The 16069-nt window shown below is 58.9% G+C and carries 12 protein-coding genes; 3 read left to right on the top strand and 9 right to left on the bottom strand.

Translation table 11 applies throughout. The features are described from left to right. Positions 1-105 precede the first annotated feature (105 nt). Positions 106-1731 carry a glucan biosynthesis protein D gene (locus J2X66_RS09510; RefSeq protein WP_194939942.1) on the bottom strand — a complete coding sequence of 542 codons (1626 nt, stop codon included), beginning with the start codon at positions 1729-1731 and terminating at the stop codon, positions 106-108. A gap of 392 nt (positions 1732-2123) precedes the next feature. On the opposite strand from J2X66_RS09510, the gene J2X66_RS09505 reads away from it, so the two are divergent. Then, positions 2124-2309: a hypothetical protein gene (locus tag J2X66_RS09505; RefSeq protein WP_310263467.1), complete on the top strand. Its 186-nt coding sequence runs from the start codon at positions 2124-2126 to the stop codon at positions 2307-2309. Positions 2310-2410: 101 nt separating this feature from the next. Here the strand turns inward: J2X66_RS09505 and J2X66_RS09500 are convergent, their stop codons facing one another. The 8 genes from J2X66_RS09500 to J2X66_RS09465 all read right to left on the bottom strand — a co-directional run bounded on the left by J2X66_RS09500 (position 2411) and on the right by J2X66_RS09465 (position 12187). Then, positions 2411-3895, bottom strand: a complete 1485-nt coding sequence (locus tag J2X66_RS09500) for an amino acid permease (RefSeq protein WP_310263465.1) — start codon at positions 3893-3895, stop codon at positions 2411-2413. Positions 3896-4051: 156 nt separating this feature from the next. Beyond that, on the bottom strand, positions 4052-5476 hold the full coding sequence (locus J2X66_RS09495; RefSeq protein WP_310263464.1) for a gamma-aminobutyraldehyde dehydrogenase: 1425 nt from the start codon (positions 5474-5476) through the stop codon (positions 4052-4054). Between the two features lie 81 nt (positions 5477-5557). Next, the gene (locus J2X66_RS09490) at positions 5558-6367 is read right to left on the bottom strand and encodes an ABC transporter permease (protein ID WP_310263462.1); all 810 of its coding nucleotides are present in this window, start codon (positions 6365-6367) and stop codon (positions 5558-5560) included. After that, positions 6357-7304 (bottom strand): ABC transporter permease, encoded by a 948-nt coding sequence (locus tag J2X66_RS09485; RefSeq protein ID WP_310263460.1) that lies wholly within the window; start codon positions 7302-7304, stop codon positions 6357-6359. The genes J2X66_RS09490 and J2X66_RS09485 overlap by 11 nt, the downstream gene beginning before the upstream one ends. Before the next feature lies 1 nt (position 7305). After that, entirely contained in the window at positions 7306-8343 is a 1038-nt protein-coding gene (locus J2X66_RS09480) for an ABC transporter ATP-binding protein (protein WP_310263457.1), read from the bottom strand. 105 nt (positions 8344-8448) lie between these two features. Further along, a complete protein-coding gene (gene ydcS / locus J2X66_RS09475; RefSeq protein WP_310263455.1) occupies positions 8449-9600 on the bottom strand; it encodes a putative ABC transporter substrate-binding protein YdcS in 1152 nt (383 codons plus the stop codon). 82 nt (positions 9601-9682) lie between these two features. After that, the gene (locus J2X66_RS09470; protein ID WP_310263453.1) at positions 9683-11170 is read right to left on the bottom strand and encodes a gamma-aminobutyraldehyde dehydrogenase; all 1488 of its coding nucleotides are present in this window, start codon (positions 11168-11170) and stop codon (positions 9683-9685) included. Positions 11171-11272: 102 nt separating this feature from the next. Continuing rightward, positions 11273-12187 (bottom strand): LysR family transcriptional regulator, encoded by a 915-nt coding sequence (locus tag J2X66_RS09465; RefSeq protein WP_090187962.1) that lies wholly within the window; start codon positions 12185-12187, stop codon positions 11273-11275. 176 nt (positions 12188-12363) lie between these two features. On the opposite strand from J2X66_RS09465, the gene J2X66_RS09460 reads away from it, so the two are divergent. Both J2X66_RS09460 and J2X66_RS09455 read left to right on the top strand, forming a co-directional pair. After that, on the top strand, positions 12364-13047 hold the full coding sequence (locus tag J2X66_RS09460) for a tellurite resistance TerB family protein (RefSeq protein WP_310263451.1): 684 nt from the start codon (positions 12364-12366) through the stop codon (positions 13045-13047). Positions 13048-13270: 223 nt separating this feature from the next. Next, positions 13271-15949: a YncE family protein gene (locus J2X66_RS09455; protein WP_310263449.1), complete on the top strand. Its 2679-nt coding sequence runs from the start codon at positions 13271-13273 to the stop codon at positions 15947-15949. The last annotated feature ends 120 nt before the right edge of the window (positions 15950-16069 follow it).

The following is a 16069-nucleotide window of genomic DNA, read 5'->3' as shown; positions in this document are numbered from 1 at the left end:
TTGGGGCTTTTGTGTTTCTGAGCCGGGATTTTTAAGTCTGGACCGGCCTCATCGCGAGCAAGCAAGCAAGCTCGCGATGGCGTCAGTCCGGACACCTAATTACTCTCAGGTGTACTTACGCTTATCCGGCGCCGGTGGAAAGTACTGATACAACCAGGTCTCACTCAACGTCCGGTCATTGGTCCGGATGAACAACCGCAGCTCCACCGGCTCCACGCTGTCATTGGTCGGGAACCAGTCAAAGGTAATGCGATAACCCTTGATATCGTCCAGCACCAACACATTGAAATCCTTCACCTGCCCGTTCGAGCACGTCACCACGGGCTCGATCCCTGCGCCTTCCGGCAAGCGATCCAGACCGCCCCCAGTGAAGTCCACCGCAAAGCGCCGCGCCCAGACTTCCGGGTAATGCTCGCCCGGCGCCCAGCCTTCGGTGAAGCCGCCCATGCCCGAACGGGTCGCATTGACCCGCGCCAGCGGCGTGCCGACCGGAGGCAGCGCGCTCCAGTAGAGCTTGTAGCCGTAATTCAGGGAGTCACCGGCAGCGACCGGTTTTTTCGGAGTCCAGAACGCGACGATGTTATCCAGTGTCTCGCCGGTGGTAGGAATTTCCAGCAGATCGATAGAGCCTTCTCCCCACGCCGTTGTCGGTTCTACCCACAGGCTCGGACGCTTGCTGTACCAATCGACGGTGTCCTGGTAGCTGGCGAACTCATGGTCGGTCTGCACCAGGCCGAAACCTTTCGGATCGGTGTCGGCGAAGGCATTGAATTGCAGTGTCGCGGGGTTGTTCAGCGGGCGGCAGATCCACTCGCCGTTGCCGCGCCACATCGCCAGACGGTCCGAGTCGTGGATCTGCGGGTGAATGGTGTCGCACATGCGCCGCTCATGGGTGCCGCAGCTGAACATACTGGTCATCGGCGCGATACCCAGTTGCTCGATAGCGGTACGCGCGTTGATGTGGGCATCGACAGCCATGACCACCTGACTGGCCTGGCAATCGATGTCGAAACGGTAAGCACCGGTCGCGCTCGGCGAATCCAGCAGGGCGTATACAACGAAACGGGTGCTGTCCTTGTCCGGCGTCTCGAACCAGAACTTGGTGAAGTCCGGAAACTCCTCGCGCTTCTTGGCGTACGTATCAATCGCCAACCCGCGCGCCGACAGGCCGTACTGGCCGGTGGCGTCTACCGCACGGAAGTAACTCGCGCCGAGGAAAGACAGCACATCGTGGCGGTCCAGCTCCGGGGCCTTGAACAGCTTGAACCCGGAAAACCCCAGGTCGCCCGTCAGCTGCTTGGTGTCGACCGTGGTTTTTTCATAGTTGAACAGGGAAGGGCGGAAATGCACCTCCCGCGCCTGACGCGTCTTGGGATCGACGCTGTACATGCGCACCGGCTGCTTGAACCCCATGCCGACGTGGAAAAACTGCACGTCCAGCTGACCGTTCAAATCCTTCCACAGCGAGTGATTCGCGTCGTAGCGGATCGCGTTGAAGTTCTGCGGCGTCATGGTCGCCAGCGTCGGTGGCAGCACCTGCTTGGTGTCCTGATAACGGTTGCCGGCGAGCTGCTTGGCCTGAATCTTCAGCGCTTCAAAATCGAACGCCTGAGCCTCGCCATCCGCCGTACCGTTGCCCGCCCAGGCACGGCTGGCCAGCAGGCCGGTGGCCGATAAACCGGTATAGGCCGCGATGGCCATGGACGCTTTGAGCAAATTCCTGCGATGCATAAGTACAACCTGTCGTGAGCAATCCCGCGCCGTTCCTGGCACGTGCTGGATCAAAAATAACGGTTCGGACATGCCTTCGACCAAACGCAACGGACTGTAAACAGATGCCAAATAGCTTAAACCGTTCGATCACAGACAAAAATTGATGGATAGCACTTTGATGGTTCGGCAATGAAACAAGACATTTCGGTTCATTTTTCTGACAGTGCCTTCTGATTTATAGGGCATTTCTGCTTTTTTTGACTAATTACTCTAAAAACCGCTTTTCAGCGCCGGGAATGTTCCTATTCTGTGCTCATGACCGGCTTGAGCCCTTAAGGCCGGCGACAAACAAAAAGGAGAGGGCGATGCGGTTTTTGAAGTTTTCTCGGTCTTATAGAAGGACATCGTCGATGACAAAAGTACAAGGCATCACCGAAATGTTAGGCATTCTTCCTTGCCTGGCAAGCGGCCGGCGAAGGCGCCGGCTCAGCCCGGACGAATTGAAATTGCTGGAACGGTATCGAGAGCTGTCGGAGAGCGACCGGATTGCGATGCGGTATCTGGTGGATGCGATGCGGACTGTTTCGCGGTTTTGAGGGTTGGAGATTCAGTCTTGTTGGAAAGCCAAGGGGCGGACTGTGAAGTCTGCCCCTTTTTCATCTTTTACCCCGCATCGCTGCGGGCTGAGCAATTATGTTTACCGACGAACCTTCCAGGCATCCCCTGCAGGCGCAGTCCCGTGGTCATACGGCTTGGCAATCCACATGTACAACAAGCCCAGGCCAATCACGATTGCCGTGCTCAGCACCATGGCGTAGTTGATGTACCACGCTGCATCCGGTGTACGTGGCCAGGCCATGTTGACGATCGCGCCGACGCCGTAGGCCAGCGCGCCGATGTTCACCAGCCAGCCCCAGGCACCGAGGGTGAATTTGCCGCTGGGTTTCCAGCCTTTCATGCGGGCATAGAGGGCCCCGAGCACGATCATCTGGAAGGCCAGGTAGATGCCGATCGCCGCGAAGCTGACGATGGTTGCCACGGCATCCTGCAGGAAGAAGCCGAGGATGATGATCAGCGCCGGCAGGACACCGGAGACGAACAGCGCCGCTACCGGCACCTGAGTGGCTGTAGAAATCTTTTTCAGCAGTGAGCTGCCGATGATCATTTCATCGCGCGCGTAGGAGTACAGCAGACGGCTCGCCGCCGCTTGCAGGCTGATGACGCAGGAGATGAAGGAAATCATCACCACGCCCATCACCACTTTCGAACCGACCGGGCCGAAGGCGTTGTTGAGGATGGTGGTGACCGGGTCCTTGTCGGTGCCATTGATCACGGCTTGCATGTCCGGCACGGCGAGAATCAGCGCCAGGCAGGCGAACATCGCTGCGATGCCGCCGATGTAGATGGTCATGCGCATGGCCACCGGGATTTTCTTGCTCGGGTTCGGGGTTTCTTCGGCCACATCGCCGCAAGCCTCGAAGCCGTAGTACAGGAACATCCCCGCCAGCGAAGCGGTGAGGAAGGCGGGCAAGTACGAGCCGTCGACGCTGATGTCGAAGGTGTTGAACAACACGCTGAGCGGCTGATGACGCTCGAACACCAGCAGGTAAACGCCGACGATCACCGCGCCGACCAGTTCGCACAGGAAACCGAACATGGCGATGCGCGCCAGCACTTTGGTGCCGCTGAGGTTGACCAGGGTCGCGAACAACGTCAGGAACAGGGCGATGACGATGTTGGTGTTGTTGCTCGGTTCGAAGCCCATCATCGCGGCCAGGTACGGACCGGCGCCCACCGCAACGGCGGCGATGGTGACGCACAGGGCGATGGAGTAGATCCAGCCGACCATCCACGCCCAGCGTTTGCCCACCAAGCGGCGGGCCCACGGGTAGACGCCACCGGAAATCGGGAATTGCGAAACCACTTCACCGAAGATCAGGCATACCAGCAATTGGCCGCAACCGACCAGCAAATAGGCCCAGAACATCGGTGGCCCGCCCGCGGCGAGGCAGAGGCCGAAGAGGGTATAGACCCCTACGACCGGCGAGAGGTAAGTGAAGCCCAGGGCGAAGTTTTCCCACAGGCTCATGCTGCGATTGAAGTTCGACGTGTAACCCAGTTTGCGTAACTGCTCGGCGTCGCTGTCGGCGACGGCTACAGCGAGTTCGGGTGTTGTACTCATAGTGTGTCAGCTCCGGAAAATCGGCAGATTTCGGATGTCCGAAACCGTGGCGGGGCCGTGAGGCGCTGCCCGGATCGGTGGTTATTGTTTTGGCTTCTTTGGGGTGGAACCTGGGTGATGCTAAGTGCCGGTTTCTTCCTTGATCTTGCGGTGCTTTTAATGCTTGAACATCACATGCCGGACGACGGTGTAGTCCTCCAGGCCATACATCGACATGTCCTTCCCATAGCCGGACAGTTTCTGACCGCCATGCGGCATTTCGCTGACCAGCATGAAGTGCGTATTCACCCACGTGCAGCCGTACTGCAAGCGAGCAGACATCCGATGCGCGCGACCGACATCCGCTGTCCAGACTGACGACGCCAGGCCGTAGTCCGAATCGTTGGCCCAGCCCAGCACCTGCGCTTCGTCAGTGAATTGGGTCACCGACACCACTGGTCCGAACACTTCGCGGCGAACGATTTCGTCATCCTGCTGCGCATCGGCCAGCACGGTCGGCTCGAAGAAGAACCCGTTGCCTTCCACAGCCTTGCCCCCGGTGATCAGGCGAATGTGCGGTTGCGCGATTGCGCGCTCGACAAACCCGGTCACACGATCGCGGTGTTGTGCGGTGATCAGTGGCCCCAGTTCGGTCGACGGATCATCCTGCAAACCGTACTTGATGCTGCTGACCGCCTCGCCGAGTTTCTCGACGAATTTTTCGTAGATGCCAGCCTGCGCATAGATGCGGCACGCGGCGGTGCAATCCTGGCCGGCGTTGTAGAAACCGAAGGTGCGGATGCCTTCCACGGCGGCGTCGATGTCGGCGTCGTCGAAGATGATCACCGGGGCCTTGCCGCCCAATTCCATGTGCATGCGTTTGACGCTGTCGGCGGTGCTGGAAATGATGTTCGAGCCCGTGGCAATCGAACCGGTCAGCGAGACCATGCGCACTTTCGGGTGGGTGACCAATGGGCTGCCAACCGATGGACCACGACCAAACACCAGGTTGAGTACGCCGGCCGGGAAAATGTCCGACGCCAGTTCGGCCAGACGCAGGGCGGTCAGCGGCGTTTGCTCCGACGGCTTGAGCACCACGGTATTCCCGGCAGCCAGGGCCGGGGCGATTTTCCAGGCGACCATCATCAGCGGATAGTTCCACGGTGCGATGGACGCGATCACGCCGACCGGGTCGCGACGGATCATCGAGGTGTGGCCGGGCAAGTATTCGCCGCCTGCCGAACCGCTCATGCAACGGCTGGCGCCGGCGAAGAAGCGAAACACATCGGCGATCGCCGGGATCTCGTCGTTCAGTGCGGCGCTGTAGGGTTTGCCGCAGTTGTCCGATTCCAGTTTGGCCAGTTCTTCGCCATGGGTTTCGATGGCGTCGGCAAGTTTGAGCAGCAGCAGCGAGCGTTCTTTCGGCGGGGTTTGCGACCAACTGTCGAAGGCCGCATCGGCAGCACGCACGGCCGCATCGACCTGGGCTTCGCTGGCTTCATTGATTTCCACCAACACGCGACCGAGGGCCGGGTTGAATACGGGTTGGGCGGGGCCTTCGCCGTCGATCAGTTGGCCGTTGATCAAGAGTTTGGTTTGCATGGCATTGTCCTCTTCGAAGCAATCGTTATTTTTTTGGAGGAGCCGGGAACCCTGGGGGAGCGGGTTTCTCCAGTTATTCAGTTATTTCCCGCCGCTACCGGCCACACTCTCGCCACCCCGGGTCAGGTAATAGGCGCCAAGGATCGGCAGCATGGTCACCATCATCACCAGCATCGCGACGACGTTGGTTACTGGAACATCCCGTGGGCGGCTGAGCTGGTTGAGCAGCCACAGCGGCAGGGTGCGTTCATGGCCGGCGGTGAAGGTGGTGACGATGATTTCGTCGAACGACAGGGCAAACGCGAGCATGCCGCCAGCCAGCAATGCCGAGCCGAGGTTCGGCAGGACGATGTAGCGGAAGGTCTGCCAGCCATCGGCGCCGAGGTCCATCGAGGCTTCGATCAAACTGTGCGAAGTGCGGCGCAAACGGGCGATGACGTTGTTGTAGACGATCACCACGCAGAAGGTTGCGTGGCCGACGATGATGGTGAACATCCCCGGCTCGATCCCCAGCGTCTTGAAGGTTGCCAGCAATGCGATCCCGGTGATGATCCCCGGCAACGCAATCGGCAGGATCAGCATCAGCGAGATGCCTTGCTTGCCGAAGAAGTCGCGCCGGTACAACGCCGCTGAAGCCAGCGTGCCGAGGACCATGGCGATCAGCGTGGCGATCGAAGCGATCTGCAACGACAACTTGATCGCTTCCAGCACGTCGGGGCGCGAGAACGCCACACCGATCCACTTCAGGGTGAAACCCTTGGGCGGAAAGCTGAACGCCGCGTCTTCGGTGTTGAAGGCGTACAGGAAGATGATCAGGATCGGAAAGTGCAAAAACAGCAACCCGCCCCAGGCTGCGATTTTCAGGCCCCAAGAGGCTTTGTCAGAGTGCATCGAAGGCCCCCAGTCGTTTGACGATGGACAGGTAAATGGCGATCAGCACAATCGGCACCAGCGTGAAGGCCGCGGCCATCGGCATGTTGCCGATCGCGCCTTGCTGGGCATACACCATGCTGCCAACGAAGTAGCCCGGTGGGCCCACCAGTTGCGGCACGATGAAGTCGCCCAGAGTCAGGGAAAAGGTGAAGATCGAACCGGCGGCGATACCCGGAATCGACAGCGGCAGAATCACCTGCATGAAGGTCTGGCGCGGTTTGGCGCCGAGGTCTGCCGAGGCTTGCAACAGCGATGGCGGCAGGCGTTCCAGCGACGCCTGGATCGGCAGGATCATGAACGGCAGCCAGATGTAGACGAACACCATGAAGCGGCCCAGATGCGAGGTCGACAAGGTGCTGCCGCCCACGCCCGGGATGCCCAGCACAAACTGCAAAACCGGCTCCAGCCCCATGTGCTGAACGAACCACTGCGCGACGCCGCCCTTGGCCAGCAGCAGGGTCCAGGCATACGCCTTGACGATGTAGCTGGCCCACATCGGCATCATCACCGCGATGTAGAAAAACGCCTTGGTCTTGCCGGTGGTGTAGCGCGCCATGTAGTAGGCGATCGGGAACGCGACGATGGCGCTGGCGATCGACACGACGACGGCCATGCTCAAGGTGCGCAGGATGATGTCGAAGTTCGACGGCTGGAACAGGGCAGCGAAGTTCGCCAGGGTCAGGTCGGGCGTGACCGCCATGGTGAAGTCATCGAAGGTGTAGAAACCTTGCCACAGCAGCACCAGCAACGAGCCGAGGTAGATCGCGCCGAACCACAGCAGCGGCGGCACCAGCAGCATCGACAGGTACAGGTTCGGCCGGCGATACAGCAGGTTGGACAGTCTGCGCAACGGCGAACCGCTGGCCGGGGTTTGAGGGATAGCCACGGTGTTCATCTCACACCCCGCCGACAACGGTGTCGTGCAGCGGGATCATCGCTTCCCGTGCCCAGCGAGCGCTGATGCGCTGCCCGGTCTGGTGCTGGGCGCTGACGTCCAGCCATTGGCTGTTGGCCTGGCTGATGTTCAGGGTCTGACCGTTTTCCAGTTTCATCTCATAGCGCGTGGCGCTGCCCTGGTACTGGATGTCATGGAGCAATCCGCTGACTTCGATCTCGTGGCTGGCCAGTGGACCTTCGGCAAATCGCACGTGTTCCGGGCGAATCGAAAAGGGCTGTGGGTTGCCGCTTAACTGCCTGGCCAGATCGCCGCGAATCACGTTCGAGGTGCCGACAAATTCGGCGACAAAGGTCGTTGCCGGCTTCATGTAGAGATTGCGTGGGGTGTCGACCTGTTCGATACGGCCCTTGTTGAACACGGCCACGCGATCAGACATCGACAGCGCTTCAGTCTGGTCGTGAGTGACGAAGATGAAGGTGATGCCGAGCTGGCGTTGCAGCTTCTTCAGCTCGCTTTGCATTTGCTCGCGCAACTTCAAGTCGAGGGCGCCCAACGGCTCGTCGAGCAGCAGCACACGCGGGCGATTGACCAGGGCGCGGGCGAGGGCCACACGCTGGCGCTGACCGCCGGACAGCTGCACCGGTTTGCGCTCGCCGTAGCCGCCGAGGGCGACCATGTCGAGGGCTTCTTCGGCGCGTTTCTGGCGCTCGGCTTTACCGACGCCTTTGACTTTCAAACCGTAGGCGACGTTGTCGAGGACGTTCATGTGCGGGAACAGCGCGTAATCCTGAAACACGGTGTTGACGTCACGCTCATACGGCGGCAGCCCGGCGGCTTCTTCGCCATGAATTCGGATCGAGCCTGCGCTCGGTTGTTCGAAACCGGCGATCAGGCGCAAACAGGTGGTTTTGCCCGAGCCGGAAGGGCCCAGCATGGAGAAAAACTCGCCGTCCTGGATGTCGATGGAAACCCGGTCTACGGCTTTCACTTCGCCGAACAGACGGGAAACGTTGGTGAACTGGACTGCAAGCGTCATGGTGCGGTGCTCCAAAAATCTGAATCTTTAAAAGCATCGCGAGCAGGCTCGCTCCCACATTGGAATGCGTTTACATGTGGGAGGGAGCCTGCTCGCGATGAGGGCTTAACGGCCGCCCATAATCGCGATGTAGTCCTGGGTCCAGCGGCTGTAGGGCACGAACTTGCCGCCTTCAGCCTGCGGGGTTTTCCAGAAGGCGATCTTCTCGAACTGGTCGAAACCATTGGTCTTGCAGCCTTCAGCACCGAGCAACTCGCTGCCGGTGCACGCCGCCGGCACCGCTGGCAACGAACCAAACCACGCCGCCACATCACCCTGGACTTTCGGTTGCAGCGACCAGTCCATCCATTTGTAAGCGCAGTTCGGGTGCTTGGCCTCGGCGTGCATCATGGTGGTGTCGGCCCAACCGGTGGCGCCTTCTTTTGGAATGGTCGACGCAATCGGCTGCTTCTCGTTCATCAGGCCGTTGACTTGATAGGGCCATGCACCGGAGGCGACCACGCCTTCGTTTTTGAAGTCGCTCATCTGCACGGTGGTGTCATGCCAGTAGCGGTGGATCAGCGGCTGCTGGGCGCGCAGCAGATCAAGCACGGCTTTGTACTGGGTTTCGGTCAGTTCATACGGGTTCTGGATACCCAATTCCGGCTTGGCGGATTTCAGGTACAGCGCGGCGTCGGCGATGTAGATCGGGCCGTCATAGGCCTGCACGCGGCCCTTGTTCGGCTTGCCGTCCGGCAGGTTTTGCGCGTTGAACACCACGCCCCAACTGGTGGGCGCGGTCTTGAATACGTTGGTGTTGTACATCAACACGTTCGGGCCCCACTGATACGGAGTGCCGTAGGTTTGCTTGTTAACCACATACCAAGGCGCATCTTTCAGGCGCGGGTCGATGTTCTTCCAGTTCGGGATCAACGCGGTGTTGATCGGTTGCACACGCTTGCCGACGATCAACCGCAGCGACGCATCGCCGGATGCGGTTACCAGGTCGTAGCCACCCTTGGCCATCAGGCTGACCATTTCATCGGAGGTGGCCGCGGTTTTCACATTGACCTTGCAGCCGGTCTCCTTCTCGAAACCGGTCACCCAGTCGTAGGCCTTGTCGCTTTCGCCACGTTCGATGTAACCCGGCCAAGCCACAATATCCAGCTGGCCTTCGCCGGCACCCACCGCTTTGAGCGGTTCGGCGGCCTGGAGACTGGCACTCGCCAGCAGCGCGGTAGTGATTGCACTGAGCAGTGCGGTCTTGTGCACGAACATGGGAATTCCCTCTTCTTTAATTATGGTCGGGGCAGTTGTGAACGTGGTGAAGCATGCCGTTAGCGGCTTGTTATTAGCGTAGTCAGAGATGTTGTCCGTGGCGCGCCATGATGTGCCGCACCACGCTGTAGTCCTGGAGCGAATCGCTGGATAAGTCTTTGCCGTAACCCGAACGTTTCAGGCCGCCATGGGGCATTTCGCTGACCAGCATGAAATGGCTGTTGATCCAGGTGCAGCCGTACTGCAAGCGCGCCGCGACTTGCATCGCCTTGTCGAGGTTCTGGGTCCAGACCGACGAGGCGAGGCCGTATTCAGAGTCGTTGGCCCAATCCACCGCTTGTTCGAGTTCGTCGAAGCGGGTCACGGTGACCACCGGCCCGAACACTTCGCGCTGGACGATCTCATCGCTCTGCTTGCAGCCGGCCAGCAGTGTCGGTTGGTAGTAGAAGCCAGCGCCGGAGTGCACTGCCGCGCCGGTCACCCGTTCGATATGCGGCTGGCCGAGGGCGCGTTCGACGAAGCTGGCCACGCGGTCGCGCTGGCGGGTGCTGATCAGCGGGCCGATTTCATTGTCGGCGTCGCGTTTACCGGCAAAGCGCAGGCTGCTGACCGCCGCGCCGAGCTCGGCCACCAACCGGTCATGAATCCCGGCTTGTGCATAAATCCGGCACGCGGCGGTGCAATCCTGACCGGCGTTGTAATAACCGTAAGTGCGCACACCTTCGACCACAGCCTGAATGTCCGCATCGTTGCAGACGATCACCGGGGCTTTGCCGCCGAGTTCGAGGTGGGTGCGTTTCAGGGTTTTCGCTGCGGCCTGGAGGATTTTTTGCCCGGTGACGATATCGCCGGTCAACGACACCATGCGGATTTTCGGGTGACTGACCAAATGGCTGCCGACGCCTTCACCGCCGCCGCAGACGATGTTGATCACGCCGCGCGGCAGAATCTCTGCGAGCGCCGGGGCCAGTGCCAGAATCGACAGCGGGGTGTGTTCGGACGGCTTGAACACCAGGGTGTTGCCGGCGGCGAGGGCCGGGGCGATTTTCCACGCGGCCATCATGATCGGGTAGTTCCACGGCGCAATCGACGCGACGACCCCAATAGGATCGCGGCGCACCATGCTGGTGTAGCCCGGCAGGTATTCGCCGCTGAGCTGGCCGGTCTGACAGCGCACGGCGCCGGCAAAGAAGCGGAACACATCGACCGTCGCGCTCAAGTCGTCCTGACGGGCCAGGTGCAACGGCTTGCCACAGTTCAGGGATTCGAGGCGGGCGAGGAGGTCGGCTTGTTTTTCGATGGCGTTGGCGATGTCCAGCAGCAGGTTCGAGCGTTGCTGCGGGGTGGTCCGTGACCAAGCCGTAAAGGCGCGGTGGGCGGCGAGAATGGCGGCTTCGACCTGCTCGGTGCTGGCTTCGGCAATGTGCGTCAGCACTTCCCCGGTGGCGGGGTTGAGAATCGGTTCGACAAAACCCTGGCCTGCGACCAATTCGCCATCGATCAACAACGCGGTGAACAACGGGGTCTGCGCGCCAGCCATTTTTCGGGTTCTCTTTTCTTGTATGGCCATGCTGCTCCCTGTGACTGGGGCCCGGCCGTCTTATATAGATGCAGCAAGACTAGTGCGCGGACCCGAGGTCGACAAATACTAAATACTGAAGGTGGCGTTCGATTAAATAGATGGCTTGCGTCCGCCGTGGGGTTGTTCGCGTGCGACCGTCAGGAACGGGTCCACCAACGCCGGGCGCGCGGTGCCGCGACGCCAGGCCAGGCCGACGTCAAGGGTCTGACTCAAGTCGGCAATCGGCCGCGCTTCAATGATGTCGCCCTCCAGCGACCACGGTCGATAGGTCATGTCAGGCTGGATCGACACGCCCAAACCGGCGGCCACCAGGCTTCGCACTGCCTCCGTTGAGGCCGTGCGGAGTGTGATGCGCGGTTGCAAGGAGGCTGCAGACCACATGCGCTGAGCGTTGCGGTCCATTTCATCGACGTTCAACTGAATCAACGGCTCACGGGCCACGTCAGCGAGGTTGATGCTGTCGTGTTCCAGCAATGGATGCTGCGCCGGCAGCCATAAGCGGTGAGGCGAATGTGTCAGGACTTCGGTTTGCAGGGCGTGACGATCCTCGAGGTTGGAGAGGATCAACACACCAACGTCGATCTCGCCGCTGACCAGCAAATGCTCGATGTAGGGGCGTTCATCCTCCATCACCCGAATCTCGACGTTGGGGTAGGCGCGCTGAAAGCGGGTGAGCAAATCCGCCAGGTAGTAGCCGGCCACGAGGCTGGTCACGCCGATGATCAACTGGCCGGCCACCTGGTCGGTGCTCTGTTGCAGGCTGCGTTTGGCGTTATCGACGGTGGCGAGAATCAGGTGCGCCTGGCGCAGGAATTGGTGGCCCTGGTGGGTGAGGCTCATGCCCTTGGCGTGTCGGTTGAACAGGCTGACGCCGATCTCCTCTTCCAGTTGCTGGATTGCCAGAGTCAAGGTCGATTGGGAGATGAACGCAGTTTGCGCGGCGGCGGAGATCGAGCCGGTCTCTGCCACGGCGATGAAATGACGAATCTGACGCAAGGTCATCATGGGGGAAGTACCCGGTGGGCGGTTTTTATAGATTTGCTTGAGTGTATATCGTTTTAACTGATGGGCCCGCGGGTGTTACAAGAGATGAGCAACATCTGGAAGCACACTCGCCGAGAGACGCCGGGTACTTTCGATCTAGGCTGGTGGCCGGTTATCCCTTTCGTGGAGGCGGCAAAATGAATACCCGTGGTTTGCTCGATCAACTGCTCAAATCCGGTCAGGACCTGTTGCAGAACAAGTCCGGCGGGAGTCAGAAAAAGGCATCCAGCGGTGGCCTCGGTGGATTACTCTCGGGCGCGAGCGGTGGTGCGTTGGCGGCGGGCGCCATGGGCCTGTTGCTCGGCAGCAAAAAGGCCCGCAGCGTCGGCGGCAAAGTCGCCGTCTACGGCGGCCTCGCGGCACTTGGTGTGGTTGCCTACAAGGCTTACGGCAACTGGCAGGCCCAGCAGGGCACTGCGCCAAAGACCGAACCACAAACACTCGACCGCCTGCCACCCGCGCAAGTCGAGTTGCACAGCCAGGCGATTCTCAAGGCGTTGGTTGCTGCGGCCAAAGCCGATGGCCACGTTGATGACCGAGAGCGCGCATTGATAGAAGGCGAATTCACCAAGCTCGACAACGATCAGGAATTGCAGCAGTGGCTGCATGCCGAACTCAGCAAACCGCTCGACCCTGCAGAGGTCGCCCGCGCGGCCAGCACGCCGGAAATGGCCGCCGAAATGTACATCGCCAGCGTGATGTTGGTGGATGAACAGAACTTCATGGAGAAGTCCTACCTGGATGAACTGGCGCGGCAACTCAAACTTGAGCCAGGTTTAAAGGCTGAGTTGGAGAAGCAGGTGCGCCAGGCTTCGATGTAAGCAACGATTTCTCTTCGAAACTCCAAACGACAAACCCGCTTCTTGATGAAAAGGAAGCGGGTTTTCTCGTTTGTGGGCCGTGGAGAAATGATCCCAAACCAATGGCCTTTCGTCTTGAAGTGCCCTGTACCTGTTATTTCTGACAGTAGCCGGGAAAGCGTTTCAGGGATCTGATATCGCTACCCACGCCGCTCTTCGCGGCCTGTCGAATAGGAGCGGTGTTATGTCTGATATCTCGAGTGAATCCGGAGTCCTGGCGCTGTCGCCACTCAAAGTTCCGGGTTCAACGCCAGGCGTCAAATCAGAAGACCCGAAGGTTATAGACCCTGTCGGGGTGCCGTTGGTACTCACTGCGGGCAGGCATCTGAAAGTGGTTGCGGACCCGCCATTTCCTGCGGCTGACTCTTTGGAGCTCCACCACAACGGCGTGCGCATCACAGTCCCTTTCACGGTCGACCCGGACACAAAACGCACCACTTTCGAAGTGCCCAGGGCCAGGCTTCGTGAGGGGGCGAACTCTTTCCATTACTTAGCCAGGCGTTTGAGTGGCAATGACGATACGTCACCCACGCAGTGGACGCTGTACAGCTTGAATCTGCCGGGTGGCGATGACCCGATAAACGACGACAAAGACATCCACGAAGGGTTGGGCATTGATTTGCCTGAAGACGTCAAACAAAACGGTGTCGACCTGGAAGAGGCCGAGCGAGGCGTTCCGCTCACTGTCTCTTACGCGTTTGCCAAATTGCACGACGTGGTGACGGTGGACTGCAACGGATTTCCCTTCAAGTACACCGTGACTAAGGACGATCTAGGCGGGGCGTTCGACATCTTGCTGTCCAAAGCCGCTTTCGTTGGCGGCGGCAACAGCCCGGGCTTTAAGATTTTTTACACGGTAAACGACCAACTGGGGAACGATACCCAGAACTCACTGCCATCGCCGGCCCTCTCGATCAAGGTCGACCTGACGCCCAAAGTAGAGCTTGCGCCCGCTCCATTTGTGCCGGCGCTGGTGGGCAATGTGATCTATCCCAACAAGCACACCACGGGTTTCGTGGTCCGGGTGGATTGGGCCAAAGGCTTCAAACCCGGCGATAAAGCCAAATTGGTGGTGAGGGGTGGGGCTGTGGGAGCCGGGACACCGGTATTCACATTTGTGGCTTTTAATGCCAACTACCGCGCGAATTTTCAGCTGACCCCGGCGTTCATTCTGGCCAACGCAGGCCTGTCGGTGGCATTCACGTGGGTCCTGTTGAGTGGTGGCAAGGAGACGGAGTCGCAGCCGCTGACCCTTACCATCGACAGCGTCAATGTGACGGATCCCAACTTTCCGACGCCGGAAATTGTTGAGGCCTATGGAACGAACACAGTGGATCTGCGGGCGTTTACCGGCGATGCCCACATCGTCTGTGCGTCTTGGCCATTTATCGGGGCTGGGCAAAAAATCTGGCTGCATGTCCTGGGTGCCGGCAAGGATGGCAATTCCAAGACCGTGGCGATTGCCGTGGGGAAAACCTTGACGTCGACAGAGATCCAGAACGGTCTCGATTACGTATTGCCGCGCAAAGAGCTGGAGCTGTTCGAGCCGGGTAAAGAGTTGCGAGTCCGGTTGCGCGTGGACTTCCACCCTAATGAAAATGCCAACACGATTAAGACCTTCACGTTGAAGCGATACACGTTGGTCACTGCCGGAATGAAAGCGACGCTGGAGTTTCTCAATGCGCCGTATCGCATTGCGCCGATGGGGCGACTGACCGACATATTGCTGAAACTGGTTGACGAAAACGGAGAGTTCATCAAAGAGAAATCGGTGTGGGTGACCCTTCCCACTACCTTTAACTATGCGGATGGCACTACGGGGAAGCGTGAGTTCAAGACGGATTTGTTTGGTAAGCTGAAAGTCCGAGGTGTGAGAGGGTCGGATGTTCCAAATTCTACTTACACCATCAAGGCTGAATATGACGGCAAGGCCGTGACTGCAAAGTTGGATATCACACATCGAGGAAAGGTTGGGGTGTTGGATGTTGGTTTTACTCCAGATTCTCCTTCGCTCTCTTGGCTTTTCGGTCGTGTTTCAATCAGTCCGGATGGTACAAAGATTTTAGTGAATAAACCGGACTCCGGTAACGGTTTGTTGGCAGTTATTGATGCCGCCACCCTTCAAGTGGTGGGCGAGCGAATGGAAAAATTGAACGCGTACAATTTTGACGTGGGCCCTGACAGTGATCAGGTCTTTACGAGTAGTCTGTTTAGTTATTCTCGTCTGGTTATTGACTTATCGTCAGGAGAACAAACCCAGATTAGAATAGCGCGTCATAACTCCGGGGCGTGTGTTTTCAATCTGGAAGGTACCCATGCCTATGTTATTAGCTTTGATGGGATGGCAAAGACTGATATCGCGCTCAAGCGTGATGCAGCTCTCCAGTTGCCGGGAGGTGATTTACTAGTACTTGCTCCTGATGGAAAACATATATTCACTTTTCATACATATTTTTATGATCGAAAGTTTGTCAGTATCTCGACAAGTAATGATTCAGTGGTTAAGCGAGTTGTGCCGACCTGGGATGCACGATCTCTTGTAATCAGCCCTGATGGAAAACGCATCTACGCTGATGATCTAAGTAACCAAAAAATAAGGATAGTTGACTCTCAAACGTTACTTGTTACCGACTCCGTCGATGTTAACAACCCCGGCGAGCTCGCCTTGAGTCCGGACGGTCGATTGCTCTTTTTTGCCAGTGAGGGAGCAACAGTGAAGGCGCTTGATACTGTGAGTCTGAAGGTGGTCAAGACGTTTGCGGTTGCAGGTGATCCATGCAGCCTGGTGGTGAGCCCTGATAGTTCCCGCCTCTATGTAGCCTATAAAAACAAATCGATCGTCACCGCTATTCAAGTCGAATAGTTCTGGAGGCGGGTCTAAGGCAGTCAGGGGGGCTGGATGTTTTGTAGATCCGTCGTTTCCAGTTAAGCCCATCAGCGTTTTTCGTCTGGACGCCGCCCCGAGCCGGCCTGCTCCCACATT

The sequence above is a fragment of the Pseudomonas sp. 3296 genome (assembly GCF_031456615.1).
Taxonomy (GTDB): Bacteria; Pseudomonadota; Gammaproteobacteria; order Pseudomonadales; family Pseudomonadaceae; genus Aquipseudomonas; species Aquipseudomonas mucoides.
Note: the sequence above shows the minus strand (reverse complement) of the source record. Positions and strands in the feature narration are given on the sequence as shown.

Coding starts and splice junctions, on each gene's coding strand:
- J2X66_RS09470 (WP_310263453.1), bottom strand. CDS start 11,170: ATGGCCATACAAGAAAAGAGAACCCGAAAAATGGCTGGCGCGCAGACC.
- J2X66_RS09465 (WP_090187962.1), bottom strand. CDS start 12,187: ATGATGACCTTGCGTCAGATTCGTCATTTCATCGCCGTGGCAGAGACC.
- J2X66_RS09485 (WP_310263460.1), bottom strand. CDS start 7,304: ATGAACACCGTGGCTATCCCTCAAACCCCGGCCAGCGGTTCGCCGTTG.
- J2X66_RS09505 (WP_310263467.1), top strand. CDS start 2,124: ATGACAAAAGTACAAGGCATCACCGAAATGTTAGGCATTCTTCCTTGC.
- J2X66_RS09500 (WP_310263465.1), bottom strand. CDS start 3,895: ATGAGTACAACACCCGAACTCGCTGTAGCCGTCGCCGACAGCGACGCC.
- J2X66_RS09490 (WP_310263462.1), bottom strand. CDS start 6,367: ATGCACTCTGACAAAGCCTCTTGGGGCCTGAAAATCGCAGCCTGGGGC.
- J2X66_RS09510 (WP_194939942.1), bottom strand. CDS start 1,731: ATGCATCGCAGGAATTTGCTCAAAGCGTCCATGGCCATCGCGGCCTAT.
- ydcS (WP_310263455.1), bottom strand. CDS start 9,600: ATGTTCGTGCACAAGACCGCACTGCTCAGTGCAATCACTACCGCGCTG.
- J2X66_RS09480 (WP_310263457.1), bottom strand. CDS start 8,343: ATGACGCTTGCAGTCCAGTTCACCAACGTTTCCCGTCTGTTCGGCGAA.
- J2X66_RS09460 (WP_310263451.1), top strand. CDS start 12,364: ATGAATACCCGTGGTTTGCTCGATCAACTGCTCAAATCCGGTCAGGAC.
- J2X66_RS09495 (WP_310263464.1), bottom strand. CDS start 5,476: ATGCAAACCAAACTCTTGATCAACGGCCAACTGATCGACGGCGAAGGC.
- J2X66_RS09455 (WP_310263449.1), top strand. CDS start 13,271: ATGTCTGATATCTCGAGTGAATCCGGAGTCCTGGCGCTGTCGCCACTC.